The following is a 25,384-nucleotide window of genomic DNA, read 5'->3' on the forward strand; positions in this document are numbered from 1 at the left end:
CCGTTTATTCGTCGCGCGGCAGCGGTACCGACCAGCGCAGCCTGGTCCCGGGCAGGCCGTCCTGATCATGGGTCCCCGGCCCGAGTCCGAAACTGCCGTCGGCCTTTTCGGCCCGCTGCTCCAGATTGCGCAGCCCGCTGCGGATGACGTGGTTCGGGATGCCCCAGCCGTTGTCGGTCACCACGATGGTGAGATCGTCGGCCACGCTGATCTCGACGGTGAGTGTGTCGGCCCCCGAATGGCGCACCGCGTTGCTCACCGCCTCGCGCACCACCGCCTCCGCGTGATCGGCCAGCTCCGGATCGAGCACCGACAGCGGGCCGCTGATCTGCACGGTGGCGCGCAGCGCGGTCTCCACCGTCTGCTGGCGGATCGCGTCCTCGATCCGCTGGGCCAGCTCGGTGCGCTGGCCGCCGTGCAGGTCGAAGATCGAGGTCCGGATCTCCTGCACCACCTCCTGCAGATCGGTGATCACCGTCGCGAGCCGTTGGCGCACTTCGGGAACCGGCGCCTTCGGCAGCGCGCCCTGCAGGGTGAGGCCGATGGCGAACAGCCGCTGGATCACGTGGTCGTGCAGATCGCGGGCGATCCGGTCGCGGTCGGCGAGTATGTCGAGTTCGCGCATCCTGCGCTGGGTTTCGGCGAGCTGCATGGCCAGCGCGGCCTGATCGGTGAACGCCGCGGTGAGCTCGACCAGCTCGTCGGAGTACGGCGCGGAACCGGTGGGTCGCACGGTGACGAGCACGCCGAGGGTGGAATCCGGTGTGCACAGCGGTAAGACGAGCGCCGGTCCGGCATCGGGCAATTCGACGCCGAGGTCGGCCGGATCGGCCTCGGCGAACCGCAGCGCGGCGCGCCCGGTGAACGCCGCGCCGAGCGCGGTGCCCTCGACGTGCACGGTCGATCCGTTGAATCCGGCGTCGGGCCCCGACCATTGGGTGACCACCAGCTCGGTCACCCCGCCGGGCGCCGCGGTGCCCGCGAGGAAGGACTGGGACGAGCCGGTGAGTGTGCGCGCGTGATCGACCACGTGGGCGAGCACCCGTTCGGATTCGGTGTCGGCCAGGAATTCGGTGGCGATATCGCGGGTGGCCTCGATCCAGGCCTGCCTGGTGCGCGCCGATTCGTAGAGCCGCGCGTTGTCGACCGCGATGCCCGCGGCGGCGGCGAGCGCCTGTACGAGCACATCGTCGTTCTCGGTGAACGGCGCGCCGCCCGCCTTCTCGGTGAGATAGAGGCTGCCGAACACCTCGTCGCGGATGCGGACGGGGACGCCGAGGAAGCTGTGCATCGGCGGGTGATGTGGTGGGATGCCTACGGAGACAGGGTGTTTCGTCAGATCGTCGAGCCGGAGCGGTTTGGTCTGGGTGAAGACGAGGCCGAGTACGCCGTGGCCGGCGGGTAGCCTGCCGATGCGTTCGCGGATCGCGTCGTCGAAGCCCTCGTCGATGAACTGGATGACCTGCTTGTCGTGCCCGAGCACGGCGAGCGCGCCGTAGCGCGCGTCGACCAGGTTGGTCGCGGTGCGCACGATGGCGTGCAGCGTGTCGTCCAGGTCGAGGCCGGAGGTGACGGTGAGCATCGCCTCGACCAGGCCGTCCATCCGGTCGCGCGAGTCGATGATCACTTCGACGCGTTCGGTGACCTCGCTGAGCAGTTCGCGGAGCCGAAGCTGCGAAAGTTGAGATAGCGTGTCGCGCACCGAATAGGGGCCGGTGCCGGTGTCATCGGTCATGGCGGCTCCTGTGTCATGTGCCGGCGCTCACGGGTCCCTCCGTGGTGACGCGAGCTGCCGCCTCCGGGCCCGTCGCTCCCGCCGGGGTGACGACGCGTGAACAGCGCCTCGGCACAGTCTAGTTGGCCGATCGGGGACTTTCGGCCCTGTTCGCGGCGGCATTGCGGTGATGGCATGAGCGGGCCGGGAGATTAGAAAGCAGAGGTGCCCTATGAATTCGTCGGAGCTATGGGCGACTGCCGCGGACCCCGAGCTCGCGGTGACCACCAGCGGTGCGGTGCCACCCGCGGACGTGACCAGGGCGGTTCGCGCGATCGGGCTGATACTGCGCCGCCATCGGCTGGACACCGCGGTGCGGGTGCGGGTCACCGCACCGACGAGTGCGGAAGAACCGACGTTGGTACAGGCCAACATTCGGCTCCGCGGCGCGCCGACCCGGATCCAGGTGAGCGGACCGCGCGGTTTCGCGGTGACCTTCGCCGCCGAACGGCTCGATCGCCAGATCGCGAGGCTGACCATGAAGCAGTCACGGGAGTTGCCGGATCCGGCCCGCCCGCCGCTGGCGCGGATCACCGAGCCGCGCCCCATCATTCGCCGCAAGCGGTGCACCCTGCTCACCGGTACACCCACCGAGGCGATCGCGGTGATGGACGCGATGGATTACGACGCCTACCTGTTCATCGACGCCGAAACCGGTGAGGACGCCGTGGTGTCCTGGGCCGATCAGCTCGGCGTCCGGCTGGCCCGCCAGCGCACCGGCACGCCGCCGACCGTGCCGACGCTACGTCCGCTCACGGCGAATTCACTTCCGCTGCTTGTACATTCGGAACCGGCGCCGATGCTGACCGAGGATGCGGCGGCCGATCTGCTATGCCGGGACGGGCTGCCGTACCTGTTCTTCACCGAGGCGGTCAGTGGCCGTGGCAGGCTGCTGTACCGGCGCTACGACGGCGACCTCACCATCGTGGTACCCGCCGGACGTCGCGAATTCCATTAGTTCTCACGCAATTTGGACGCCAGCACCGCGGCCTGGGTGCGGCGCTCCATGCCGAGCTTGGCCAGCAGCCGGGACACGTAGTTCTTGACGGTCTTCTCCGCCAGGAACATTCGCGCCGCGATCTGCCGATTGGTCAGCCCTTCGCCGAGCAGTGTGAGCAGCCTGCGCTCCTGTTCGGTGAGCCCGGCCAGCGGGCCGTCGTGTTCGGTGCTGCGCCGCAGCCGCGCTTTCAACGCGGCGGCCGCGCGATTGTCCAGCAGCGATCGCCCCGCGCCGACCTGTTTGATCGCCTCGGCCAATTCCATGCCCTTGATGTTCTTCACGACGTAACCGCTCGCGCCCGCCAGAATCGCGTCGAGCATGGCGTGCTCGTCGGTATAGGACGTGAGGATCAGGCAACGCAGGCCGTCGAATTCGGCGAGCAGATCGCGGCATAGTTCGATGCCGTTGCCATCGGGTAACCGCACATCGAGGACCGCGACATCGGGGCGTAGCGAGCGAATGCCGGTCATCGCCTGCGCGACCTCGCCCGCCTGTCCGATCACGGTCAGCTCGGGATCACTGTCGAGCAGATCGACCAGCCCGCGCCGGACGATTTCGTGATCATCCACCAGGAACACAGTGATCATTGCCGCCTCCGGTTTTTGCCGCACCCCGATCCGGTTTTGTCGCACTGCGATCAAAGTAGTCCGGAATGGGTATGCGCAACCACGAAACGTCCCTAAAAGCGTGAGTGGCCAAGGAGGTTCCGAGTATGATTGCAATGAAGTCGACCAGAGAGGGCTTTGTGGCATTGGGGCCGAACGGGCCCATGCATGAGAGTCCTCGGACCATGACATATTCAGCTACCTTGAATTTCGGCACCATCTTCGGCTCATCGCAAACCTGTCCCGGTTGTGGATCGATTGCGGTTCGCAATTATGACACCCGAGACCTGCCGCGCTGCAATGGATGTGGCGCGCAATGGGGACCTCCACCGCTAGACCGCCAACTAGACGAGACCTGGGATGACGCCGTCGGCGAGCAGCGCCGATGAAGATCGGGTTGATCGTCCCGCCCTGGGTTCCGGTACCCCCACCCGCCTACGGTGGCACCGAGGCGGTCGTCGGAAATCTCGCCGAAGGTCTGGCCGTACTCGGCCACGACGTACACCTGTTCACGGTGGGTGACTCCACCTGCCCGGTGCGCCGCTACCACCTGTTCGAACACCCGACGCCTCAAATCGGTGTCGGGGAAGCGGAATTGATGCACGTCCTGGCGGCGTACGACGCCTTCGCCGGGATGGACATCATCCACGACCACACCTCGCTCGGCCCGTTCATCGGTGCGGGCGCGGACGGTCCGCCGGTGGTGGTGACCAATCACGGCCCGTTCACCCCGATGCGGCAGGAGCTGTTCCGCTCGATGGCGCGGCACTCGCACATCGTCGCGATCTCGCACGCACAGCACCGGGCCGCGGGCACCGTGCCCATCTCGGCGGTGATCCCGCACGGTATCGACCTGTCCGCCTACAAATACGGACCGGGCGGTGGCGGATATGTCGTGTTCGTCGGGCGGATGAACCCCGAGAAAGGGGTGCACCGCGCGGTCCAGGTGGCCCGCCTCGCGCGCCGGAAGCTGGTGATGATCACCAAGATTCGTGAACCGGAGGAGCGGAGCTACTACAACGAGCGGGTCCGCCCGCTGATGGGTCCCGACGATCCGGAGCCGAGGGAGGAACCGCTCGCGCCGCGGGTGGAACTGGTCAGGCACGCGGATGCGCTGATCAATCCGATCGAATGGCCCGAACCGTTCGGTTTGGTCATGGCGGAGGCATTGGCCTGCGGCACACCGGTTCTGGCCTTCCCCAATGGCGCGGCGCCGGAGATCGTGGACCATGGAAGGACCGGATTCCTTTGCCGGGATGTCGATGCTATGGTCGACGCGCTCGACCAAGTGGATACGATCGACCGGCAGGCATGCCGCACCTCGGCGGAACGAAACTTCGGAAGGCTACGCATGGCTCGTGATCACGAGCGGCTGTATCGCAAAATTCTGACGGGTGAGCGGATGAACCGGGCCGCTGTGCCCGCTCCGGTTTCATGACAACGCCGTGGGGCGATGGCGAGCCGGGTGGCCCGCAGGCGGTCGGCGCCGGGGTCACGCTGGTGGAGGGCTCGACCTTCTGCATCAGCGAGACCGGCGGCGCCATCAGCCCGAATCGCCCGGAGGGCTTGTTCGTTCGCGATACCAGGGTGCTCTCGCATTGGCGGCTGACCGTTGACGGCCTCGAGCCGCAACCGCTGACCGTCCAATACGCCGACCCCTACAGTGCGACGCTGCTCGCCCGCACCCCGCCGCACGCGGGGCGGGCGGACAGCACCGCGCTGGTGATCGTCGGCAGGCACGTCGGCGAGGGCATGCGCGAGGACCTCACCATCCGCAACCTGTCCGGTGAACCGATGGGCTGCACCGTGGTGCTCGAGGTGGACGCCGACTTCGCCGACCTGTTCGAGGTGAAGGAGGGGCGCACCGGCGAGGGTGTGGTCACCACCGCCTCGGCGCTCGGCGGCGCGATCGAGATCGGCCGCCCCGAACTGGATCTCGCGGTCACCGTCAGCGGCTCCGAGGCGAAGGCGTCGGGGCGCGAACTGCGCTGGCAAGTGCAGCTTGCCGCGCGTGGCGTGTGGAACGCGTGCGTCGAGTACCTGCCCGCGCTCGGCTCGTTGGCGGGCACGCCGCGCTATCCCTGCGGCACACCGGTCAGCCGCAGTGCGCCCGCGCAGCGGCTGCGCGAGTGGTACGAGAATTCACCGACGGTGCACACCGAGGACGAGACATTCGCCGCGGCGCTGCAGCGCACGGTTGTCGACCTCGGCGCGCTGCGCATCTTCGATCCCGACCATCCGGAGCGCGCGGTGGTCGCCGCCGGTGCGCCGTGGTTCATGGCGCTGTTCGGCCGCGACTCGCTGCTCACCTCGTGGATGGTGCTGCCGCTGGACCGGCGGCTCGCCGTCGGCACACTGCAGAGCCTGGCCGGGCTGCAAGGAACACGGGAGCGGGTGGCCACCGAGGAGCAGCCCGGCCGGATTCCGCACGAGGTGCGGTTCGGCCGTGCCGCGACGCTGCTGCTCGGCGGTGATACCGCCTACTACGGAACCGCCGACGCCACACCGCTTTTCGTGATGCTGCTCGGTGAGCTGCACCGCTGGGGGCTGGATGCGAGCACCCGCGATCAGCTGCTGCCGCACGCCGACCGCGCGCTGGAGTGGATCGAGCGGTACGGCGACGCGGACGGCGACGGCTTCGTCGAATACGCGCGCGCCGCCGAACACGGGCTGGCCAACCAGGGCTGGAAGGACTCCTGGGACGGCGTGAACTTCGCCGACGGCACCATGCCCGAGGCGCCGATCGCGCTGGCCGAGGTGCAGGGCTATGTATACGCGGCCTATCTGGCCAGGGCCGCGCTCGCCGCCGGCGTCGGTGATCACGCCGCGGCAGAGGGCTGGCGCGCCAAGGCCGCCAAGCTGAAAGCCGCGTTCAATCAGGCATTTTGGCTGCCGGACAAGGGCTGGTTCGCGATCGGGCTCGACAAGGACAAACGGCCGATCGACGCGCTCACCTCCAATATCGGGCACTGCCTGTGGACCGGCATCGTCGACGACGACAAGGCCGCGCGGGTCGCCGATCACCTGCTGTCGCCGGAGATGTTCAGCGGCTGGGGTATCCGCACGCTGGCCACCTCGATGGGCGCGTACAACCCGGTCAGCTATCACAACGGATCGGTGTGGCCGCACGATAACGCCTTCTGCGCCGCCGGGCTGATGCGCTACGGGTTCACCTCGCACGCCACCAGGGTGATCGACGCGGTGCTCGACGCGTCGACCCGGTTCGGGCATCGGCTGCCCGAGCTCTACTGCGGTTTCGATCGAGGGGAATTCGACGCGCCGGTGCCGTATCCGACCTCGTGCTCGCCGCAGGCATGGGCCTCCGCCGCACCGCTGCTGTTCCTGCGCACGCTGCTGCGGCTGGAGCCGAGCGTGCCCGAGGGCGTGCTCTCGGTCGCGCCGGTGGTCCCGGAGCGCTATCAGCCGTTGCGGGTCAGCGGGTTGCGCGTCGGCTCGGATGTGCTGACCGTCACCATCGACAACAACGGCTGGCATGTCCAGGGATTGTCCGGCGACCTGCGCCGACCCGAGCACTGAGGCGAACCGCGACGCTTCGGATGACAGTCGAAGTTGTCGGAGTGCTTCGATAGCCTCGTCACATGGGGAATGACAAGGAGCTCGAAGCGCGGGTCACCGCGTTGGAAGGGGAGGTCGCGGGCCTGCGCCGGAACACGGTGGAGGCGTGCCGGGACGCTGCCACGGCGCAGGTGCTGGCCCAGGGGGCCGACCGAGACGTCTCTGATGTGCGTGCCACGTTGCGCGCACATCAGGGTTCGATGAACGCGCTACGGGAGACGCAGATCGAACACGGTCAGAAGCTTGATGGACTCCGCACCGAGGTGGATCGCGGTTTCGCCGAACTGGACCTGCGATTCACGTCGCTGGAGAGTGAAATGCGCCAGGGCTTTGCGACCCTGCACGCCGGAATGCGGCAGATCACCGCGCTGTTGACCGGCAAGATGGGAGGCGAGCCCGCCTGAGCCGGTCCGGCTGGTCCGATTCGAGTCCGTTCGCCGGGCGCCCATTGTTTACGCAGGTGGTGGGTGCTCGGCCGAACTTGTCGGTGGTCGGGCCTAGCATGACGGGCGGGGGCCATGTCGGCATGCTGAACACGATCGAGAAGGGACTCACCTGGTGGCGGAACGCCTCACTGTGCGCGGAGCGAGGGAGCACAACCTGAAGGGGGTCGACCTCGACCTGCCCCGCGACAGTCTCATCGTGTTCACCGGGCTATCGGGCTCCGGTAAATCGAGCCTCGCGTTCGACACGATCTTCGCCGAGGGCCAGCGGCGCTACGTCGAATCGCTGTCCGCGTACGCCAGGCAGTTCCTCGGGCAGATGGACAAGCCGGACGTCGACTTCATCGAGGGACTCTCGCCCGCGGTGTCGATCGACCAGAAGTCGACCAACCGCAACCCGCGCTCGACCGTCGGCACCATCACCGAGGTGTACGACTATCTGCGCCTGCTCTACGCGCGCGCGGGTACGCCGCACTGCCCGGTCTGTGGCGAGCTGATCGCCAAGCAGACGCCGCAGCAGATCGTCGACCAGGTGCTCGCCATGGAGCCCGGCATCAAATTCCAGGTGCTCGCGCCGGTGGTGCGTACCCGCAAGGGCGAATTCGTCGACCTGTTCGACCAGTTGAACACCCAGGGCTACTCCAGGGTCCGGGTCGACGGCGTGGTGTACCCGCTGACCGATCCGCCGAAACTGAAGAAGCAGGAGAAGCACGATGTCGAGGTGGTGGTGGACCGCCTCGCCGTCAAGCCCGGTTCCAAACAGCGCCTGACGGATTCGATCGAGACCGCGCTGCGGCTGGCCGACGGGATCGTGGTGCTCGACTTCGTCGATCGCGACGAGCACGCGCACGATCGGGAGCGCCGCTTCTCCGAGCGCCTGGCCTGCCCGAACGGCCATCCGCTCGATATCGAGGATCTCGAGCCGAGGTCGTTCTCGTTCAACTCGCCCTACGGCGCCTGCCCCGACTGCACCGGCCTCGGCATCCGCAAGGAGGTCGACCCGGATCTGGTCGTGCCGGATCCGGAGCTGAGCCTGGCCGAGGGCGCCATCGCGCCGTGGTCGCGCGGCCAGACCGCCGAATATTTCACCAGGCTGCTGTCCGGGCTGGCCGAGGCCGTCGGCTTCTCGATGGATACGCCGTGGCAGGACCTGCCGCTCAAGGCGCGCAAGGCCGTGCTCGAGGGCAGCTCGGATCAGGTGCACGTCTCCTACACCAACCGGTACGGCAGGAAGCGTTCGTACTACGCCGATTTCGAGGGCGTGATGCCGTTCCTGCAGCGGCGGATGGAGAGCACCGAATCCGAGCAGATGAAGGAGCACTACGACGGGTATATGCGCGATGTGCCGTGCCCGGTGTGCAACGGCGCGCGGCTGCGCCCGGAGATCCTGGCCGTCACCATCGCCGCGGGTGGTGAGCGCAAGTCGATCGCCGAGGTCAGCGACCTGTCCATCGGGGAATGCTCGGCGTTCCTGAACTCGCTCACCCTCGGCGACCGCGAGGCCGCCATCGCCGGGCAGGTGCTCAAGGAGGTACAGGCGCGCCTCGGCTTCCTGCTCGACGTCGGCCTGCAGTATCTGAGCCTCGGCCGGGCCGCGGCCACGCTGTCCGGCGGTGAGGCGCAACGCATCCGGCTCGCCACCCAGATCGGCTCCGGCCTGGTCGGCGTGCTCTACGTGCTGGACGAGCCGTCCATCGGCCTGCACCAGCGCGACAACCGGCGGCTCATCGAAACACTCACCAGGCTGCGCAATCTCGGCAATACTCTGATCGTCGTCGAACACGACGAGGACACCATCCGCGCCTCGGACTGGGTGGTCGACATCGGCCCGTACGCGGGCGAGCACGGCGGCCAGGTGGTGCACAGCGGCCCGTATCAGGAACTGCTCACCGACCCGAATTCACTGACCGGCGCCTATCTTTCGGGCCGGGAGCGGATCGAGGTGCCGATGGTGCGCCGCCCGATCAACAAGAAGCGCCAGCTCACCGTGGTCGGCGCGAACGAGCACAACCTGAAGAACATCGACATCGGCTTCCCGCTCGGCGTGCTCACCTCGGTCACCGGCGTCTCGGGTTCCGGCAAGTCGACGCTGGTCAACGACATCCTGGCGACGGTGCTCGCGAACAAGCTCAACGGCGCGCGGCAGGTGCCGGGCAGGCACACCAGGATCAACGGCCTCGACAATCTGGACAAGCTGGTGCAGGTCGACCAGTCGCCGATCGGGCGCACGCCGCGCTCGAATCCCGCCACCTACACCGGTGTTTTCGACAAGATCCGCACCCTGTTCGCGGCCACCACCGAGGCCAAGGTGCGCGGCTATCAGCCGGGCCGGTTCTCCTTCAACGTGAAGGGCGGCCGCTGCGAGGCGTGCTCGGGTGACGGCACGCTGAAGATCGAGATGAACTTCCTGCCCGATGTGTATGTGCCGTGCGAGGTGTGCCACGGCGCCAGGTACAACCGGGAAACCTTGGAGGTGCACTACAAGGGCAAGACCATCGCCGAGGTGCTCGACATGTCGATCGAGGAGGGCGCCGAATTCTTCGAGCCGATCAGCTCGATCCATCGGTACCTGAAGACGCTCGTCGATGTCGGCCTCGGCTATGTGCGCCTCGGGCAGAGCGCGCCGACCCTGTCGGGCGGTGAGGCGCAGCGGGTGAAGCTGTCGGCCGAACTGCAGAAGCGCTCGACCGGCCGCACCGTGTACATCCTCGACGAGCCGACGACGGGTCTGCACTTCGAGGACATCCGCAAGTTGCTGAAGGTGATCAACGGGCTGGTGGACAAGGGCAATACGGTCATCGTCATCGAGCACAACCTGGACGTCATCAAGACCTCCGACTGGGTGATCGATATGGGGCCGGAGGGTGGTTCCGGCGGTGGCACCGTGGTGGCCGAGGGCACGCCGGAGGATGTCGCCGAGGTGGCGGACAGCTACACCGGGCAGTTCCTGCGCGAGGTGCTCGCCCAGCCCGCCGCGCCGAAGAAGGCGGCGGTGAGCAAGACCGCGGCGACCAAGGCGGCGGCGAAGAAGACCGCGGCCAAGAAGGCTCCGGCGAAGGCGGCGAATACCGCCGTGGCGAAGACGGATCCGGCGGCGAAGGCGAGCGTCGCGGCCAAGCGGCTGTCGAAGAAGGCCGCCGCGCTGCGCTAGCCGATAGTGTGGCCGCCCTTGGACTTCCGGGGCGGCCGCGCTGCGGTCAGCGGTTGGCGACGGTGTGGATCAGGTCGGCGAGTTCCTTCGGCTTGGACCACATCGGCCAGTGCCCGGTCGGCAGGTCGATGTACTCCGCATCGATCCGCGCGAGTTCGCTGAACATCGGAAGTTCGCCCGCGTCCCGCAGTTTCACCACCATTTCGGCGGTGAAGCTGTTGCAAATGATGGTCGTCGGGACGGATAGGCGCGCCGTGCGGTCGCTCAGCTCCAGCGGTCCGCCCGCGATACCGGTCGGCTCCGAGACCGCGCGCTCCTTGAACGCCGCGAGCATCGCCTCGCCGAGCCCGTCGAGGCTGTTCCCCTCGGCCTCGAGCTGTGGCCAATCCGGCAGCGGATATTCGCGCACCGCGAGATCGAGGGCGGAATTGATCACGAAGCCGTTCGGTAGCGGTGAGGTGTCGACATAGATCGAGTGCGAGAACCGTTCCGGCGCAAGGTCGGTCGCCATGTAGGCGCACGCGCCGCCGCCGGAGTGCGAGACGAGTACCACGGTCTCGTCCGCGGGGACCGCGTCGACGATCGCCTGTGCCTGCATCGATAGGGTCGCGTCCAGCCGGTTCTCGTCGTCCGGGTCGAGGCCGGGCAGGGTCAGCGCCCGCACCTCGTCGCCGTGCGCGCGGAGCACATCCGCGACCTCATCCCACGCCCACGCGCCGAGCCAGAATCCAGGAGCCAGGAGTAACCGTGCCATCGCTAGAGCATGGCACAAGTTGGTCAAGCGTCCTGATCGGGTGACGGGATGGCAACTCGCACAATACGTCTCGGGTCAGCGCGCCGCGCCGAACCAGCGGGTCAGCGCCGCAAGGAGCCGGACGGCATCGTCGTCGCCGAGCTCGTCCGCCGCCCAGGCCACATAGCCGTCCGGGCGGACGAGTATCGCCGCGGCCGGTGCGCCGGGGCTGGTCGCGGTGACCACGTCGACGCGGTCGCGCCAGCCCGCGGCGGGATCGGCGGCGCGGCCGGTGTAGTCGAGCAGGACGGGACGCGCCGCGCGCAGCAGTTCGGCGACCCGCCTCGACCCGTCCGGGGTGACTACCTGATGATCGGGCACCATCCGCCCGGACAGCGGATGATCGTCGCCGATGTCGTAGCGGGTATCGGAACCGGCGAGCAGGTGGGCGATGTGGGCGGCGCCCGTCGGCGTCCTGAGCAGTTCGGCGAAGAGTTCGCGCGCGGCGGCCGCTTCCGGCCCCGGTCGCATGAGCGCGGATTGAGTCAGTGAGCTCGTCATGACGCGTTCGCCGACCGGATACCGCTCCGAGTGATAGGTATCGAGCAATCCCAGTGGCGCCCAGCCGTTTACCTGCGCCGCGAGTTTCCAGCCGAGGTTGCCGACATCCTGCATGCCGAGGTTCAGGCCTGGCCCACCCATCGCGGAGTGCACATGCGCGGCATCGCCGACAAGGAGGACTCTTCCGTCACGGTAGCGCTCCGCCTGCCTGGTGTTGACGGCATCCATCCGGCGCAGCGCATGTGGGCCCGGCCCACGCGGCGGCTCGATCGGCACCTCGACGCCGAGCACCCGCCGCAGGCTGTGGCGCAGTTCGTCGAGCGTCATCGGCACGTCTTCGGCCACGGGATCGCCGTCGAACTCCGTTGTCGCGAGTATCGGCCTGCCGCGTTCGAGTTCGGCGAAGGCGAACATGCCGGTGTCGAAACGGTTGTGCCCGAACGGAAGCGGGCCGAACCCGGGAATGTCGAAGGTGGTTCCGTCCGTGGTCCGGAATTCCTCGGGCAGATGGACGTGCGCGATCCTGGCGAGGCCATTCGTGGTGCTGCCAGGGAACTCGATGCCGGATCGCTTGCGTACGAAGCTCTTTCCGCCGTCGGCGCCGATCAGGAAGGCGCCGGTGATGGCGTAGGTTCCGTCGGGTCCGCGTACGGTGATATCGACACCGGTCCTGTGCTGGGCGAAGTCGGTCAGCTCATGGCCCCACCGGATGTCGACGCCGAGCCCGCGGGCGCGCTTGTCCAGCAGGGCGACGAGCCGGGGCTGCGGCAGGAATAGCGCATACATCGGATTGTCCGGCATCGCGGCGAAGGACACCGGCAGCCCGCTGAAGATGTACGCCGGTATCGGCTGAGGAGCGCCGGGCGCGCCGCCGAATTCGTGATACAGCCCCCGCATGTCCAGCAACCGGATCAACTGACCGACAAGGCCGTTCGCCTTCGGCTCGGGGCTCGGCCCGGCGAGTCGTTCCAGCACGATCGGCCGCACCCCAGCCAGGGCCAGCTCACACGCGAGCATGAGCCCGTTCGGTCCGGCACCGGAAATGACTACGTCGGTAGATATTTCGGGCATGACGAATACACCTCGATTTATGGTTGCGAATCCCGTTGGGGGAGTGGCTGGTCAGCGACCGGCCGACGGATCAGGTAGTCCGGCGATCACCGCGTCGAAGCCGCGGCGCAGCAGCGTGGTGATCAAGACCGGCGGGTCGGCGTGCATGTAGGCGTCCATAGCGGCCTCGTAGACGGCACCGACCGCGCCCGCGACCAGGCGCGGGTAGATGTCGTGGCGCGGATCGGTGCCGGTGCGCTCGGCGATCGCCTCGACCCAGTCGCTGGACGCATCCTTCGACACCGCTGCGCGTATCTCGGCCGCACTGGACACTTTGCGAATCTCCTGTAGCTGTTCGGGATTCGGTGGTGCGAGACCGGCGCCGTCGGCCTCGAGCACCTCGAAGACGGCCGCGGTGATCGCCGTCCAGATCGGTTCCGCGGCCGGACGCGCTCGCAACGCGGTCAGTGTGCGACGCATGCGCTCGAGCTGCCGGTAGGCCAGCGCCTCGTGCTTGCCGGCGAAGTAGTTGTTGAAGGTGCGTACCGAGACGCCCGCACGGGCGGCGATGTCCTCACGGGTGACGTTGTCCATGCCGCGTTCGAAGGCGAGCTCGAGCGCCGCATCGCTCAGCGCCTTGCGGGTGTCGAGCTTCTTGCGTTCCCGCAGGCCGAGCGTCGGTTCCTCTGGCATGACACCAGCGTAGGTAAAAGTTGCCCATTGGGCAACGTTTCCCAGTGGGAAAGTTTTTGGCCGCCTGGATCAGGGATGGGCGAGCGTGTGGATGAGCTCGGCGAGTTCCTTCGGCCGGGAGAACATCGGCCAGTGCCCGGTCGGCAGATCGGCGTAGTCGGCGTCCACCGGATTCAGCTCGTCGAACATCGTGCGATCCGCCGAATCCCGTTGCTGCCTGGCGTAATCGGCGCTGAAGCTACAGCAGATCACCGTCGACGGGATCGCGAGGCGTGCGGTCCTGTCGCTCAGCCGCAGCGGCGCCGCCGCGATGGTGGCGGGCTCCGATATCGCCCGCGCGCGAAACCGCGCAAGTGCCGCGTCGTCGAGGCCGTCCAGGCTCGCGCCGCTGGCCGCGAACTCCGACCACTGCGGCAGTTCCCATTCGCGCAGCGCCGGATCCAGTCCGGGATTGACCGCGAACCCCTCATGCGCGGGCGCGGTATCGACATAGACGACCCGCTCGAACCGTCCGGGCGCCAGATCCGTCGCCAGATATCCGGTGACCCCCGCCCCGCTGTGCGCCACCAGCACCGCCCGCCGCCCCGCCGGTATCGCCTCGACGATCCCCATCGCCTGCTCTGCCAACGTCACCGAAAGCCGTTCCGGGTCCGCCGGATCCACCCCGCGCGGGGTGTGCGCGTATACCTCGTCGCCACGTCCGCGCAGCTCGGCGGCGACCTCGTCCCAAGCCCATGCGCCGAGCCAGAAGCCTGGCACGAGCAGGATCGGCGTCGTCACGAGACGGATATTTCCACCGATCGCTTGCCGCCGTTGGTGATTCGGCGCAATAACGCCGCACCCCGCGTGCGTGGGCCCCCTTTAGAAGACGGGACCGGTGTACTTCTCGCCGGGGCCCTTGCCCGGCTCGTCCGGGTGGGCCGACGATTCGCGGAACGCGCGCTGCAGCGACTGCAAGCCCTCGCGGATCGGACCGGCATGCGGGCCGAGGTACTCCACCGAGGCGGTGACCAGGCCGGCCAGCGCGGTGATGACGCGGCGGGCCTCGTCGAGATCGCGGCGGGGGCTGTTGTCCGGATCCTCGTCGGCGAGCCCGAGCTTCTCCGCCGCCGAACTCATCAGCATCACCGCGGCACGGCTGATCACCTCTACCGCGGGAATGTCGGCCAGTTCGCGCACGGAGGTGTCGAGCTCTTCAGTCATGCCCATCAGGCTAGCGATGCCGCCCGCAGCAGCCGCACCTGGCCGATCTCGGCGACATTCTTCATCAGCTCCGCGTTCACCCACCCCGCCAGATGCGCGACGGTCAGCCCGGCGTCGGCGGGCCACGGGTGGGCGGAGGGGCGATCGAGGTCGGTCTCGGTGAGTTCATCGAGCGCGCGCACCCATTCCGCGCGCAGGTCGCGCAGCCAGGTGATAGCCGCCGCACCGTCACCGGGCCACGGCACTCGCTCCCTGGCGAGTGGGGGCTTGCCCTCGATATCGCGCACGGCGGCGCCCCACCACCAGCCGATATGCCAGGTGAGCCAGCCGATGGTCGGGACAGGGATGGGATCGGGTTCGGTCTCGGCCCAATCCGGCCACCACACCCCCTCGGCATCGGGGCGTACCGTCCAGGTGAGCGGTGCGGGTTCCCAGAGGAACTCGTCCGGGCGCAGGGCGTCGAGGTGGATCTCGGTGAGCGACCAGGTCAGGTCGAACTGCCAGCGGAGCAGGTCGCGGCGGGAGGTGGACACGCGGGCGAGCGTGGCAGGCGGACGGGGCGGGAGCAAGCGAGTTTCGACCCGATTCGGTCATAGCCGAAGGCAATGCTAGACTTTCCGCTGACGACCGCCCCGGGATTCATCGGGGCACATAAGTGGAGCCCGACTCCCACCGTTACCGACGAGCGATCGTACAGGGCAACGGTCCCGGTCACCCGCCCTCTCGGGGGCGGGTTTCTTGTGCGAGGGTTCTCTTCGGAGAACCGGCGTGCGAGGTCGAACACGAGGGTGCGCCTCGTGGGCGTTGACCGGTCGACATCGGGCCCCGTGGCGGAATACCGCACCGGGGCCTTCGTGTTGAACAGGGGTTGCAGTTATTGCGTGCGGTCGTTATGACGACACCGCTTGACCTAGGAGGCCCCATCAGCACTGAGACCCGCATCAACGATCGCATCCGTGTTCCCGAGGTCCGACTCATCGGACCTGGCGGCGAGCAGGTTGGGATCGTGCGTGTTGAAGATGCACTACGCGTCGCCATGGAGGCGGATCTCGACCTCGTCGAGGTTGCCCCGGATGCCCGTCCGCCGGTCTGCAAGATCATGGACTACGGCAAGTTCAAGTACGAGACGGCGCAGAAGGCGCGTGAGTCCCGGAAGAACCAGGTCCAGACCGTGATCAAGGAGCAGAAGCTCCGCCCGAAGATCGACGACCACGATTACGCGACCAAGAGGGGCCACGTGATGCGCTTCCTCGAGGCCGGGTCGAAGGTCAAGGTGACGATCATGTTCCGCGGACGTGAGCAGTCGCGACCCGAACTGGGCTACCGGTTGCTGCAGCGGCTCGCCGCTGACGTCGCCGACCTGGGTTTCGTGGAAACTTCGGCCAAGCAGGACGGCCGGAATATGACCATGGTCCTCGCTCCCCACAAGGGTGCGAAGACGCGGGTGAAGGCTCAGCAGGAGTCGACGGCCCGGCCGCAGCAGTCTGCTCCCGAGCAGCCCGCCGCGCCTGCCGCCGCGGAGCCGGCCACCCCCGCCGCGGAGACGGCTCCGGCCGACCCGCAGTAATACCGACAGACACCGGTGGTTCGCGAGAGCCACCGGTACGAGACAGATAGAGGAATCCATGCCGAAGATGAAGAGCCACAGCGGCGCCTCGAAGCGATTCAAGGTGTCGGGCCGCGGCAAGCTGCTGCGTCAGCAGGCGAACCGTCGCCACCTGCTCGAGCACAAGTCCACCCGCCGGACTCGTCGTCTGGACGGCACGGAGGCGGTCGCGGCCGTCGACGTCCCTCGCGTCAAGAGGCTGCTGGGTCTCTGAGAGACCTTTTCTCGCAGCACCGCGATCCGAATTTCGGACGCCGATAACCGACCAACCCGGGCGCCGCTCGCGCCCCCATTACGACAAGGACTGACCAGTGGCACGCGTCAAAAGGGCTGTCAACGCTCAGAAGAAGCGCCGTTCCATCCTCGAGGCCTCCAAGGGCTACCGCGGCCAGCGCTCGCGGCTGTACCGCAAGGCCAAGGAACAGCAGCTGCACTCGCTCACCTACGCCTACCGGGACCGCCGGGCGCGCAAGGGTGACTTCCGCAAGCTGTGGATCGCCCGCATCAACGCCGCGGCGCGCATCAACGACATCACCTACAACCGCTTCATCCAGGGCCTGAAGGCCGCCGGTGTCGAGGTGGACCGCAAGATCCTCGCCGAGCTCGCCGTCTCCGACGCCGAGGCGTTCGCCGGCCTGGTCGCGGTGGCCAAGGCCGCTCTGCCGCAGGACGTCAACGCTCCGGCCGCCTGAGCCCGAGACTGCGTGACGACACAGCATTCGGAACGACCCGCGGAAGCGCTCAGCGAGCGCAATCCGCGGGTCGTTTCCGCTGTCAAGCTCCATCGCGGCGCGCAGCGCCGCAAAACCGGCCAGTTCCTCGCCGAGGGCGCGAATTCGGTGGCCGCCGCGCTGGATACCGGCCGTGTGCGTGAGCTGTTCTATTCCGCCGAGGGTGCGGTGCGTGCGCATGAACTGGTCGCGAGCGCCGTCGGCGCCGGGGTGCGCACCACGCTGGTGAGCGACCGTGCCGCGCAGCAGCTCGGCGAAACCGTCACCGCGCCAGGGCTCGTCGCGGTCTGCGACCTGCTCGATGTGCCGCTGGATTCGGTGCTCGACGCCCGCCCGCGGATGCTGGCCGTGCCGGTCGAAATCGCCGAGCCGGGTAACGCGGGCACGCTGATTCGCGTCGCGGATTCGGTCGGCGCCGACGGCGTGGTGCTGGCGGGGGAGACCGTCGACCCGCACAACGGCAAATGTGTCCGGGCAAGCGCGGGCAGCCTGTTCCATGTGCCCGTCGTGCGCGGCCGCGATGTCGGCGAGACCCTGGATTCGATTGCGGCAGCGGGCATTACCCTGCTCGCCACCGCCGCCGACGGCGAAATCGAGCTGGACGACGCCGATGACCTGTTCACCGGGCCGGTAGCCTGGCTGTTCGGTAACGAGGCACACGGCCTTGCCCCCGCCGTCGCCGCCCGCGCGGATCACCGCATCCGCATCCCCATCCGCGGTCGCGCGGAAAGTCTCAACCTGGCCACCGCCGCGGCCATCTGCCTCTACGCCAACTCCCGCATCCGCTACGCGCGCACGTCTTCCTGACCGGGATCCGGTTGCGCTGGTTCGTTTCGCGCGGTTTGTCATCTTCGCGGGCTCGATCGGGCACGTGCAGGCCGTACCGTGCGCGCGAAGGCGGGCAAGAGCATTTGCCGGGCCGAGTGAGGATTCTCGGCGCGGCGGATTCCGGACCGGCAGACAATTCGGTCATGGAAATCAGTGACTTCTTGGCGCGCAAACTCGAGCGGCGGTTCGAGACATTCGATTTCGACGGCGACGGCCGGATCCAGCGCGGCGATTTCGACGGCTCGGCGCGAGCCCTCGCCGCCGAGTTCGGCCACGATCCGGATTCGCCTGCCGCGCAACAGCTTCTGGAACTGAGCAACCGCCTCTGGGCCCGCTTGGCGTCCGCGGCCGACGTCAATGTCGACCACGCGATCGACCTGGCCGAATACAAGGACGCCTTCGCCGAGGGCCTCCTGGTCACCGAGGCGACGTTCGAGCAGGGCTATCGCCCGTTCCTGGAAGCGATCACGGCCATCGCCGACACCGACCACGACGGCAAACTGACCGCCGACGACCACGTCCGCTGGACCGGCGCCCTCATGCACCTGCCCGCCACCGACGCCCGCGACATCCACCACCGCCTCGACACCGACAACGACGGCTACATCACCACCCAAGACCTCCTCCACGCCATCCACGACTACTACTTCGACGAGAACCCCGACGGCCCCGGCAGCTGGCTCCTCGGCAAACTCCCCGGCTGAGCACTGCACAGGTTGTTCGATGCCGAGTTGACCGGACGATTCCGGCGCCAAGGAGCGAGATTCGATGGCGGATCGCCCCTTCGATCGGTCGGAAGCCGAGGTTGCTGTCGGACACGTTGCCTAGCATTCGGGGAAACCGGAACGGATGAGAAGGCGACGAGATGTCATCGGGATCCACCGTGACCATCGAAGGACTCATCGAGCAATCGCGTGCTCTCGAAGGTGTGCCCGCAGGCTGGCAGTCCTTGGTTGACGATCCATCGGCGGCGCAAGAGGTTGAGGCGCTACGGGATTCGTACCGCACCTGGTACAAGAGCTGTCTGCGCATACTGCCTGGTGATGGTACCCGCGCGAAGTTCGTCGGCGCGTACGAGGGAACAACCCTCTTCCCTGGCGTGCGCAGCTTCCTCGCGGAGCCGCTGCGCCGCAATGTGCTCTTCAAGTGGCAGTTCAGCTATGAGCACTGCTATCGGCGACGCGTCGCGACACAACGGGAGGTACTCGTAGCCCTCGACTTCGCGACCATGAATCCGGCGGTCGTGGTGTTCGACGAGTTGGAAGCGATGCTCCAGAACTTCGCGCAGTTTGTGCGGACGATGCAGATGAGCAAGCGCTCGAACATCCAGGTATCGGTCGAAACCGAATTTGACCTGCAACCATTGGTCGAAGCGGTGCTCCGGCTGCATTACGGCGATGTCCGGTCGGAAGAGTACGTGCCGAGTTATGGCGGGGCGAACAGTAGGGTGGACTTCTATCTCCGGGCGCACGGCATCATGGTCGAGACGAAGATGACCCGCCGGGGGTTGCGGGACAAGGAGATCGGCGATGAGCTGATCATCGATATGGCGCGTTACCGTCGGCACCCGGATTGTCGTGCAGTACTTGCGCTGATCTATGACCCGGACGGTTGGCTCACCAATCCTGAAGGGATCGAGCACGATCTGCGATCCGGCAGCCAGGAGCTACCGTTGAGAGTCGTCGTCGCTCGGTGAGCTACCCGGTGCTGCTTGATTCCGACTGGCATCTTCCGGGATTCCGGTCAGCCTGGGATGCCGGGCGCGTAGTTGCGCTATTGCTCGGCATATCAGGCCGTGTCTGGATTCGTTGTGGCCGGGTGCAGCCGCGTAGGGCGGCGAACAACGCCAGCCGTTGTGCGGGTGAGGCCAGCCGTTTGCCTTGCGCGAAATGTAGTGGCATACCTTGTCGGTCGATGATCGCCAGGTACGGTTTCGCGGTCGCGGCGATGGCGTCTTCGATGGGGACCGTCCCGCCGGTGGCGGTGGTGGCGACTCCGGCGGCGTTTTCGAGCTGGTCGATGCCCATGGTGATGATCGCCGAGACGGGTAAACCGCGGTGGGTTCCAAGGTTTTCCGGGGACACACCGGGGGCCAGTAGTGCCAGCAGTGCGTCGTGGGTGCGTTGGGCCGCTGAACGGGTGTCACGCTTGGCGGCGGCGGCCAAGATATCGGGGTCGATGTGTTCGCCCTCCCCGCGTGGGCTTTGGGGATCGTCGGGGTTGTTCATGCCGGGGCGGCCCAGTTTCGCGATGCAGGGGTCGAGTAGTGCGCCTAGTTGCGGGGTGATTTCGCCTTGATCGGCGACATTCCGCCGGAGCGTTCGTGGCCCAGGGTGATGCCGCGCATGCGCTGGCGGTCTGTGTGGGTGCTCAACCGGCCGTCGGGGTCGAGGTAGGACGTCGCGCTCGCTCGCCTCCGCCGTGACGTGGCTACACCGAAATCTCGGCGCGCGGTGGAATTGGCGGGGGGTCCTGGCTGTTGGTTCTCGAGGTCAGCTGCGATGGGCGCGGCCGCGGATCGGAGAAGAAACGTTGTCCAGCAAGGTTTTCGCAGATCAGGTTGTGGTTGTCACCGGGGGCGGGACGGGGATCGGGCGGGCGGCGGCGCTGGCGTTCGCCGAACAGGGCGCGGCGAGTGTGATCATTACCGGCAGGCGAGCGGAACCGTTGGCGCAGGCGGCTGCCGAGCATCCGGCGCTGGTGCCGGTGGTGGCCGATGTGACGCGGCCCGAAGGTGCGGAGGCTGTCGCGGCGGCGGTGGCCGAGCGGGGCGGACAGCTGGATGTGCTGGTGCACAACGCCGGAGTCTTCGCCGAGATCCCGCTCGACGACCTGAACGCCGACGAGGTGCGGCGTCAGTTGGAGATCAATGTGGTCGGGCCGGTGCTGCTGACCGGGCGGCTGTTGCCGCTGTTCACCTCGCCCGGCGCGAGCGTCGTTGTGGTGTCCAGTATTTCGTCGCGGCTCGCGGCGCCCGGGCATTCTGTGTACGCGGCGAGCAAGGCCGCCGTGGATAGCCTGATCCGCAGCTGGGCGGTGGAATTGGCGCCGAAGGGGATTCGCGTCAACGGCGTCGCGCCGGGCAACGTGGAGACCGACATCCTCGGCGTCGGCGGTGTCACGCCGGACCGGATCAGCGAATGGCGCGAGGGCTACGCGGCGACCGTGCCGGCGGGCCGGATCGGCGGCGTCGCCGACATCACTTCCTGGATCACCAGGCTGGCCGAGCCCGCGAGCTCCTGGGTCACCGGAGAAATCATCACCGTCGACGGCGGGCGGCTGCTGGTGTAGCCGAGCCTTCAGGGAAGCAGCGCCGCCGATCCTGCTGCGGGCACCACCCCCGAGAGGTCGTCGGGATCGGTCGAGCGCAGTCGAATGGCCCCGAATTGTAGTGTGTCGCAGGGCCATTTGACTGTGCTCGGCGAATGGGCCGGACTCGATGGCGTCCCGATCAATCGCCGTGTGCGGTTAGGTCTTCGAGCATTTCCGTTGCCCAGGGGGTAGGGATGGCGTCCGGGCCCGCGACTCGCATGGCGGTCATGATCATGAGGAGCATGCCGGAGGCGAAGAAGCGGCGGCGTTCTTCGGTTGGGGCGCCGGTCAATTCGTCGACGAGGGCGTAGAGGGCGCCGAAGCGGGCGCGGACGTCGTCGCCGATGACCGGTTCGGCGCTCGCGGCGGCCATGCCGTGCATGAAGACGAGCAGGAGTTCTCGTTCGGCGAGGAATTGGTTGAAGCCGCCGCCGATGACGCGTAGCGCGTCCGAGGGCGCCGTGCCGGGGGCGATCGCGGTGGCGGCCGCGCGGAAGATCTGCTCGATCCGGTCGCAGACCTGGTGCATGGCGGCGATGAACAGCTGCTGTTTGCTGCCGAACAGCCGGATCACGTAGGGCTGCGATACTCCCGCGCGGCGTGCGATCTCATCGGTTTTCGTCGCGGCGTAACCGGATTCGGCGAAGGCGTCGACGGCCGCGCGGAGCACCTCCTCGCTGCGCTCGGTGGCGGTCATCCTGGTTCGGGTCGAGCTGGCCATCTTGACATGTTATCAGTCGATGCATACTGTTTGGGACACTAGTTATCAGTCGATTACAACTAAGGTTGACATGACCGACACCCTCGACGCGTCCTCGACGGTCGCTCACGAAACCTCGCCCCGTCCTGCCCGACTGTTCGCCGCTGTGCTCGCCGCCGTCGGCATCCCGACCTTCATGGTCACGCTCGACAACCTCGTGGTGACCTTCGCGCTGCCGAACATCCGCGCCGAACTCGGCGCCTCGCTGCAGGATCTGCAGTGGTTCGTCAACGCCTATACGCTCGCGTTCGCCTCGCTCCTGCTCACCGCGGCCGCCCTCGGCGACCGGCTCGGCAGGCGGCGGATATTCCTGGCCGGTATCGCGCTGTTCACCCTCGCCTCGGCGGCCTGCGCACTGGCCACCGCACCGTGGATGTTGATCGCCGCCAGGGCGATTCAGGGATTCGGCGCGGCCGCGGTGATGCCGCTGGCGCTGACGCTGCTCTCGGCCGCGGTGCCGGAAAGGATGCGCAGCGCCGCGATCGGCATCTGGGGCGGGATCACCGGCCTCGGCGTCGCGGTGGGGCCCGTGGTCGGCGGCGCCGTGGTGAACGGGCTGAGCTGGCAGTGGATCTTCTGGCTGAACGTGCCGATCGGGCTGGCGGTACTGCCGTTCGCGGCCCGGGTGCTGACCGAATCACGCAGCGCCAGTAGGCGATTGGATCCGCTCGGGCTGGTGCTCGCGGCGGGCGGTGTGCTCGCGGTGGTGTGGGGTGTCATCCACGGCGCCGACGACGGCTGGACCTCGGTGGGCGTGGTGAGCGCGCTGATCGGTGGTGCGGCGCTGCTCGCCGCGCTGATCGTCTGGGAGCTGCGCACACCGGATCCGATGCTGCCGCTGCGCCTGTTCCGTTCGCGGGCCTTCCGGGTGAGCAATGCGACCGGCTTCACCTTCGCGGTCGGCGTCTTCGGTTCGATCTTCCTGCTCGCCCAGTATTTCCAAGTGGTGCAGGGTTATTCGGCGCTGGCGTCGAGTCTGCGCACGTTGCCGTGGACGCTGGCGCCGATGGTGGTCGCGCCGCTCGCCGGCCTGGTCATCGACCGCGTCGGCGCTCGCACGCTGCTCACCGCCGGACAGGCGCTGCTCGCGGTCGCACTGGCCTGGATGGCGGCGGTCACCACGGTCGACGCGGGCTTCTTCGCCTATCTCGGCCCGTTCGTGCTCGGCGGCATCGGCATGGGGCTGACCTTCGCGCCGGGCGCCACCGTCGTGATGGCCAGCGCCACCGACCAGGATCGGGCGATGGCCTCGGGCACCAACAGCACCATCCGCGAGGTCGGTGTTGCGATGGGTGTCACGGTGCTGGCGTCGATCTTCGCCTCGCACGGCTCCTACGCCGGCCCGCAGAGCTTCGTCGACGGCCTGGTCCCCGCGATCCGGGTCGGAGCCGCGATCGTGGCGGTCGGCGCGGTGCTCTCGCTGTGGCTGCCGCGCTCGATCATCGCGGAAAACTGACACCGCGAAACGCGCGCATACCTCGGCGTGCGCCGCTCGCCGGGGTTCGGCGCTGAAGCCGATGCCGTGCATCTGCCCCACGGTGTCGCGCTCGACTCCGGGCCACACATCTTCCGGGTGCTCCGCCGAGACTTGGTGCGGGCTGTACTCGGGGGTGCGCGGCCTTTGGTCATGGGGCACGGCTGCGACCTGCGATGATGCGGGTAGTTGGCCCTTACGTAGACTCGGCTCGTGACTGCCGACGGCGAGGACGAGATACGTGGACGTGTCCCTGTCACGCTGCGGGTCGCAGGCGGGTTGGTCGCCTTCGAGGGCGCGGCGCTGGTGACGCTTGCCGCGATCCAGGTCGGCATCACCTCGCGGATCGGCTTCGAGGTCGCCTGGGCCGCGCTCTTCGGCCTCGCGGTATTCGTCGCGGGCGCCGGGCTGTTCGCGGGACAGCACTGGGGGCTGTGGCGCGGGGTGGCGATCGTGGTGCAGCTGCCGCTGCTCCTCACGGCGGCGAGCGGCCTGTTCACCGATGACACCGACTGGCGTCAAGTGGCTGTTGTCGGCGGCGTCTCCGGCGCCGTTGTCGCCCTGCTGTGCACGCGTTCCGCGCGTCGCTGGCTGGGGCCGTTCCGGTTCTGACCGCGGGCGAACCGCTGGCCTGGGCCGGAAGGGCGATCCGGCGCTAGCACACCGCCGAAGGGCGCCACAGCGGTAATCCGAGTGAATAGCCGTCAGCGCATCCCATAGGATTCCACCAGCAGCAATGTGGGCCGGTGCTGCCGCCGTGCCCGCGAACCGATCCCCAGGGGAGAGACGAACCATCGTGGCCGACAACGAGAGCGTTCTCAACGATGCCGCCGAACCCGGCGCCTCGCTGACCGAATCGGCGCTGGCCGCCGCGGCGGCGGAGGCCGAGAAGGCGTTCGCCGCGGCCGCGGATCTGGACGCGCTCGCGGTCGCCAAGACCGAGCACCTCGGTGGCAAGGCGGCGCTGGCGCTCGCGCAGCGCGCGCTCGGCACGCTGCCCAAGGAGGAGAAGGCCGACGCGGGCAAGCGGGTCAACGTCGCGCGGGCCAGGGTGTCCGAGGCGTTCGAATCGCGGCGCGCCGTGCTGCTCGCCGAGCGCGATGCCGCGGTACTCGTCGCCGAGACCATCGATGTGACGCTGCCCGCCCGGCGCACCGCGGTCGGCGCGCGCCACCCCATCACCGTCATCTCCGAGCAGATCGCCGACGTATTCGTCGCGATGGGCTGGGAGGTCGCCGAGGGTCCCGAGGTCGAGACCGAGCACTTCAACTTCGACGCGCTGAACTTCCTGCCCGACCACCCGGCCCGCACCATGCAGGACACCTTCCACATCGCCCCGGAGGGTTCGCGGCAGGTGCTGCGCACGCACACCTCCCCGGTGCAGGTGCGCTCGATGCTCGAGCGCGAGGTGCCGATCTATGTGGTGTGCCCCGGCCGCACCTTCCGCACCGATGAGCTCGACGCCACGCACACCCCGGTCTTCTCCCAGGTCGAGGGCCTCGCGGTGGACAAGGGCCTGACCATGGCGCACCTGCGCGGCACGCTGGACGCGTTCGCCCGCGCGCTGTTCGGGCCGGATACCCGGACGCGGATGCGCCCCAACTACTTTCCGTTCACCGAGCCATCCGCCGAGGTCGACGTGTGGTTCCCGGACAAGAAGGGCGGCGCGGGCTGGGTCGAGTGGGGCGGCTGCGGCATGGTGAACCCGAAAGTGCTGATCGCCAGCGGGATCGATCCCGAGGTGTACAGCGGGTTCGCGTTCGGCATGGGCCTGGAACGCACCCTCCAGTTCCGCAACGGCATCCCGGATATGCGCGACATCGTGGAGGGCGACGTGCGCTTCACCCTGCCGTTCGGCGTCCGGTCCTGAGCTCGGGCCATTCC

25 protein-coding genes are annotated in these 25,384 nt (G+C 67.9%); 15 read left to right on the plus strand and 10 right to left on the minus strand.

What is annotated here, in order from left to right; translation table 11 throughout:
• Nucleotides 1-4: 4 nt before the first annotated feature.
• Nucleotides 5-1,735: a GAF domain-containing sensor histidine kinase gene (locus ACIG5A_RS41640; RefSeq protein ID WP_397250741.1), complete on the minus strand. Its 1,731-nt coding sequence runs from the start codon at nucleotides 1,733-1,735 to the stop codon at nucleotides 5-7.
• Nucleotides 1,736-1,946: 211 nt separating this feature from the next.
• Between ACIG5A_RS41640 and ACIG5A_RS41645 the strand changes: the two genes are divergently transcribed.
• Nucleotides 1,947-2,732 carry a sigma 54 modulation/S30EA ribosomal C-terminal domain-containing protein gene (locus ACIG5A_RS41645; RefSeq protein WP_397250743.1) on the plus strand — a complete coding sequence of 262 codons (786 nt, stop codon included), beginning with the start codon at nucleotides 1,947-1,949 and terminating at the stop codon, nucleotides 2,730-2,732.
• On the opposite strand, the gene ACIG5A_RS41650 is transcribed toward ACIG5A_RS41645, so the two are convergent.
• On the minus strand, nucleotides 2,729-3,361 hold the full coding sequence (locus ACIG5A_RS41650; protein ID WP_397250745.1) for a response regulator: 633 nt from the start codon (nucleotides 3,359-3,361) through the stop codon (nucleotides 2,729-2,731). The two genes, ACIG5A_RS41645 and ACIG5A_RS41650, sit on opposite strands and share 4 nt — an antisense overlap.
• A 403-nt stretch (nucleotides 3,362-3,764) precedes the next feature.
• Between ACIG5A_RS41650 and ACIG5A_RS41655 the strand changes: the two genes are divergently transcribed.
• From ACIG5A_RS41655 to uvrA, 4 genes are all read left to right on the plus strand, one after another.
• Nucleotides 3,765-4,817: a glycosyltransferase gene (locus ACIG5A_RS41655; RefSeq protein ID WP_397250747.1), complete on the plus strand. Its 1,053-nt coding sequence runs from the start codon at nucleotides 3,765-3,767 to the stop codon at nucleotides 4,815-4,817.
• Nucleotides 4,814-6,916 carry a glycogen debranching N-terminal domain-containing protein gene (locus ACIG5A_RS41660; RefSeq protein ID WP_397250749.1) on the plus strand — a complete coding sequence of 701 codons (2,103 nt, stop codon included), beginning with the start codon at nucleotides 4,814-4,816 and terminating at the stop codon, nucleotides 6,914-6,916. The genes ACIG5A_RS41655 and ACIG5A_RS41660 overlap by 4 nt, the downstream gene beginning before the upstream one ends.
• Before the next feature lie 62 nt (nucleotides 6,917-6,978).
• A complete protein-coding gene (locus ACIG5A_RS41665) occupies nucleotides 6,979-7,359 on the plus strand; it encodes a hypothetical protein (RefSeq protein ID WP_397250751.1) in 381 nt (126 codons plus the stop codon).
• 154 nt (nucleotides 7,360-7,513) lie between these two features.
• The gene (uvrA, locus tag ACIG5A_RS41670) at nucleotides 7,514-10,549 is read left to right on the plus strand and encodes an excinuclease ABC subunit UvrA (protein ID WP_397250753.1); all 3,036 of its coding nucleotides are present in this window, start codon (nucleotides 7,514-7,516) and stop codon (nucleotides 10,547-10,549) included.
• A gap of 46 nt (nucleotides 10,550-10,595) precedes the next feature.
• Here uvrA and ACIG5A_RS41675 read toward each other — a convergent pair whose 3' ends face one another.
• From ACIG5A_RS41675 to ACIG5A_RS41700, 6 genes are all read right to left on the minus strand, one after another.
• On the minus strand, nucleotides 10,596-11,303 hold the full coding sequence (locus ACIG5A_RS41675) for an alpha/beta fold hydrolase (RefSeq protein WP_397250755.1): 708 nt from the start codon (nucleotides 11,301-11,303) through the stop codon (nucleotides 10,596-10,598).
• A gap of 75 nt (nucleotides 11,304-11,378) precedes the next feature.
• Nucleotides 11,379-12,914 carry an FAD-dependent monooxygenase gene (locus ACIG5A_RS41680; RefSeq protein ID WP_397250757.1) on the minus strand — a complete coding sequence of 512 codons (1,536 nt, stop codon included), beginning with the start codon at nucleotides 12,912-12,914 and terminating at the stop codon, nucleotides 11,379-11,381.
• A 51-nt stretch (nucleotides 12,915-12,965) separates the two neighbouring features.
• A complete protein-coding gene (locus ACIG5A_RS41685) occupies nucleotides 12,966-13,586 on the minus strand; it encodes a TetR/AcrR family transcriptional regulator (RefSeq protein ID WP_397250759.1) in 621 nt (206 codons plus the stop codon).
• A 69-nt stretch (nucleotides 13,587-13,655) separates the two neighbouring features.
• Nucleotides 13,656-14,366: an alpha/beta fold hydrolase gene (locus tag ACIG5A_RS41690; protein WP_397250761.1), complete on the minus strand. Its 711-nt coding sequence runs from the start codon at nucleotides 14,364-14,366 to the stop codon at nucleotides 13,656-13,658.
• Between the two features lie 81 nt (nucleotides 14,367-14,447).
• The gene (locus tag ACIG5A_RS41695) at nucleotides 14,448-14,789 is read right to left on the minus strand and encodes a DUF1844 domain-containing protein (protein WP_397250763.1); all 342 of its coding nucleotides are present in this window, start codon (nucleotides 14,787-14,789) and stop codon (nucleotides 14,448-14,450) included.
• Nucleotides 14,790-14,794: 5 nt separating this feature from the next.
• A complete protein-coding gene (locus ACIG5A_RS41700; protein ID WP_397250765.1) occupies nucleotides 14,795-15,322 on the minus strand; it encodes a DinB family protein in 528 nt (175 codons plus the stop codon).
• A gap of 389 nt (nucleotides 15,323-15,711) precedes the next feature.
• Here ACIG5A_RS41700 and infC point away from each other — a divergent pair, with 389 nt between their 5' ends.
• From infC to ACIG5A_RS41730, 6 genes are all read left to right on the plus strand, one after another.
• The gene (gene infC, locus ACIG5A_RS41705) at nucleotides 15,712-16,356 is read left to right on the plus strand and encodes a translation initiation factor IF-3 (protein ID WP_397250990.1); all 645 of its coding nucleotides are present in this window, start codon (nucleotides 15,712-15,714) and stop codon (nucleotides 16,354-16,356) included.
• A gap of 58 nt (nucleotides 16,357-16,414) precedes the next feature.
• Complete coding sequence (gene rpmI / locus ACIG5A_RS41710) at nucleotides 16,415-16,609, plus strand: 50S ribosomal protein L35 (RefSeq protein WP_397250767.1); 195 nt, start codon at nucleotides 16,415-16,417, stop codon at nucleotides 16,607-16,609.
• Between the two features lie 97 nt (nucleotides 16,610-16,706).
• Nucleotides 16,707-17,087, plus strand: coding sequence for a 50S ribosomal protein L20 (rplT, locus tag ACIG5A_RS41715; protein WP_039797323.1), 381 nt, complete (start codon nucleotides 16,707-16,709; stop codon nucleotides 17,085-17,087).
• A gap of 12 nt (nucleotides 17,088-17,099) precedes the next feature.
• Entirely contained in the window at nucleotides 17,100-17,933 is an 834-nt protein-coding gene (locus ACIG5A_RS41720; protein ID WP_397250769.1) for a TrmH family RNA methyltransferase, read from the plus strand.
• A 164-nt stretch (nucleotides 17,934-18,097) separates the two neighbouring features.
• Nucleotides 18,098-18,658 (plus strand): EF-hand domain-containing protein, encoded by a 561-nt coding sequence (locus ACIG5A_RS41725; RefSeq protein ID WP_397250771.1) that lies wholly within the window; start codon nucleotides 18,098-18,100, stop codon nucleotides 18,656-18,658.
• A 179-nt stretch (nucleotides 18,659-18,837) separates the two neighbouring features.
• Entirely contained in the window at nucleotides 18,838-19,650 is an 813-nt protein-coding gene (locus ACIG5A_RS41730) for a hypothetical protein (protein WP_397250773.1), read from the plus strand.
• Between the two features lies 1 nt (nucleotide 19,651).
• On the opposite strand, the gene ACIG5A_RS41735 is transcribed toward ACIG5A_RS41730, so the two are convergent.
• A complete protein-coding gene (locus ACIG5A_RS41735; RefSeq protein ID WP_397250992.1) occupies nucleotides 19,652-20,242 on the minus strand; it encodes a DUF222 domain-containing protein in 591 nt (196 codons plus the stop codon).
• 244 nt (nucleotides 20,243-20,486) lie between these two features.
• Between ACIG5A_RS41735 and ACIG5A_RS41740 the strand changes: the two genes are divergently transcribed.
• Nucleotides 20,487-21,245: an SDR family NAD(P)-dependent oxidoreductase gene (locus ACIG5A_RS41740; RefSeq protein WP_397250775.1), complete on the plus strand. Its 759-nt coding sequence runs from the start codon at nucleotides 20,487-20,489 to the stop codon at nucleotides 21,243-21,245.
• Between the two features lie 160 nt (nucleotides 21,246-21,405).
• Here the strand turns inward: ACIG5A_RS41740 and ACIG5A_RS41745 are convergent, their stop codons facing one another.
• Nucleotides 21,406-21,987, minus strand: coding sequence for a TetR/AcrR family transcriptional regulator (locus tag ACIG5A_RS41745; protein ID WP_397250777.1), 582 nt, complete (start codon nucleotides 21,985-21,987; stop codon nucleotides 21,406-21,408).
• Nucleotides 21,988-22,057: 70 nt separating this feature from the next.
• Between ACIG5A_RS41745 and ACIG5A_RS41750 the strand changes: the two genes are divergently transcribed.
• The 3 genes from ACIG5A_RS41750 to pheS all read left to right on the plus strand — a co-directional run bounded on the left by ACIG5A_RS41750 (nucleotide 22,058) and on the right by pheS (nucleotide 25,370).
• Nucleotides 22,058-23,482 (plus strand): DHA2 family efflux MFS transporter permease subunit, encoded by a 1,425-nt coding sequence (locus ACIG5A_RS41750; RefSeq protein ID WP_397250779.1) that lies wholly within the window; start codon nucleotides 22,058-22,060, stop codon nucleotides 23,480-23,482.
• Nucleotides 23,483-23,713: 231 nt separating this feature from the next.
• Nucleotides 23,714-24,112 (plus strand): hypothetical protein, encoded by a 399-nt coding sequence (locus ACIG5A_RS41755; RefSeq protein ID WP_397250781.1) that lies wholly within the window; start codon nucleotides 23,714-23,716, stop codon nucleotides 24,110-24,112.
• Between the two features lie 184 nt (nucleotides 24,113-24,296).
• Nucleotides 24,297-25,370: a phenylalanine--tRNA ligase subunit alpha gene (pheS, locus tag ACIG5A_RS41760; protein ID WP_397250783.1), complete on the plus strand. Its 1,074-nt coding sequence runs from the start codon at nucleotides 24,297-24,299 to the stop codon at nucleotides 25,368-25,370.
• Nucleotides 25,371-25,384 lie beyond the last annotated feature (14 nt).

Source organism: Nocardia sp. NPDC052566 (assembly GCF_044547285.1).
Taxonomy (GTDB): Bacteria; Actinomycetota; Actinomycetes; order Mycobacteriales; family Mycobacteriaceae; genus Nocardia.

Excerpts from the sequence above, each read along its gene's own strand:
- ACIG5A_RS41640 (WP_397250741.1), bottom strand. The coding sequence starts at position 1,735 with ATGACCGATGACACCGGCACCGGCCCCTATTCGGTGCGCGACACGCTA.
- ACIG5A_RS41645 (WP_397250743.1), top strand. The coding sequence starts at position 1,947 with ATGAATTCGTCGGAGCTATGGGCGACTGCCGCGGACCCCGAGCTCGCG.
- ACIG5A_RS41650 (WP_397250745.1), bottom strand. The coding sequence starts at position 3,361 with ATGATCACTGTGTTCCTGGTGGATGATCACGAAATCGTCCGGCGCGGG.
- ACIG5A_RS41655 (WP_397250747.1), top strand. The coding sequence starts at position 3,765 with ATGAAGATCGGGTTGATCGTCCCGCCCTGGGTTCCGGTACCCCCACCC.
- ACIG5A_RS41660 (WP_397250749.1), top strand. The coding sequence starts at position 4,814 with ATGACAACGCCGTGGGGCGATGGCGAGCCGGGTGGCCCGCAGGCGGTC.
- ACIG5A_RS41665 (WP_397250751.1), top strand. The coding sequence starts at position 6,979 with ATGGGGAATGACAAGGAGCTCGAAGCGCGGGTCACCGCGTTGGAAGGG.
- ACIG5A_RS41675 (WP_397250755.1), bottom strand. The coding sequence starts at position 11,303 with ATGGCACGGTTACTCCTGGCTCCTGGATTCTGGCTCGGCGCGTGGGCG.
- ACIG5A_RS41680 (WP_397250757.1), bottom strand. The coding sequence starts at position 12,914 with ATGCCCGAAATATCTACCGACGTAGTCATTTCCGGTGCCGGACCGAAC.
- ACIG5A_RS41685 (WP_397250759.1), bottom strand. The coding sequence starts at position 13,586 with ATGCCAGAGGAACCGACGCTCGGCCTGCGGGAACGCAAGAAGCTCGAC.
- ACIG5A_RS41695 (WP_397250763.1), bottom strand. The coding sequence starts at position 14,789 with ATGACTGAAGAGCTCGACACCTCCGTGCGCGAACTGGCCGACATTCCC.
- rpmI (WP_397250767.1), top strand. The coding sequence starts at position 16,415 with ATGCCGAAGATGAAGAGCCACAGCGGCGCCTCGAAGCGATTCAAGGTG.
- ACIG5A_RS41725 (WP_397250771.1), top strand. The coding sequence starts at position 18,098 with ATGGAAATCAGTGACTTCTTGGCGCGCAAACTCGAGCGGCGGTTCGAG.
- ACIG5A_RS41745 (WP_397250777.1), bottom strand. The coding sequence starts at position 21,987 with ATGGCCAGCTCGACCCGAACCAGGATGACCGCCACCGAGCGCAGCGAG.
- ACIG5A_RS41750 (WP_397250779.1), top strand. The coding sequence starts at position 22,058 with ATGACCGACACCCTCGACGCGTCCTCGACGGTCGCTCACGAAACCTCG.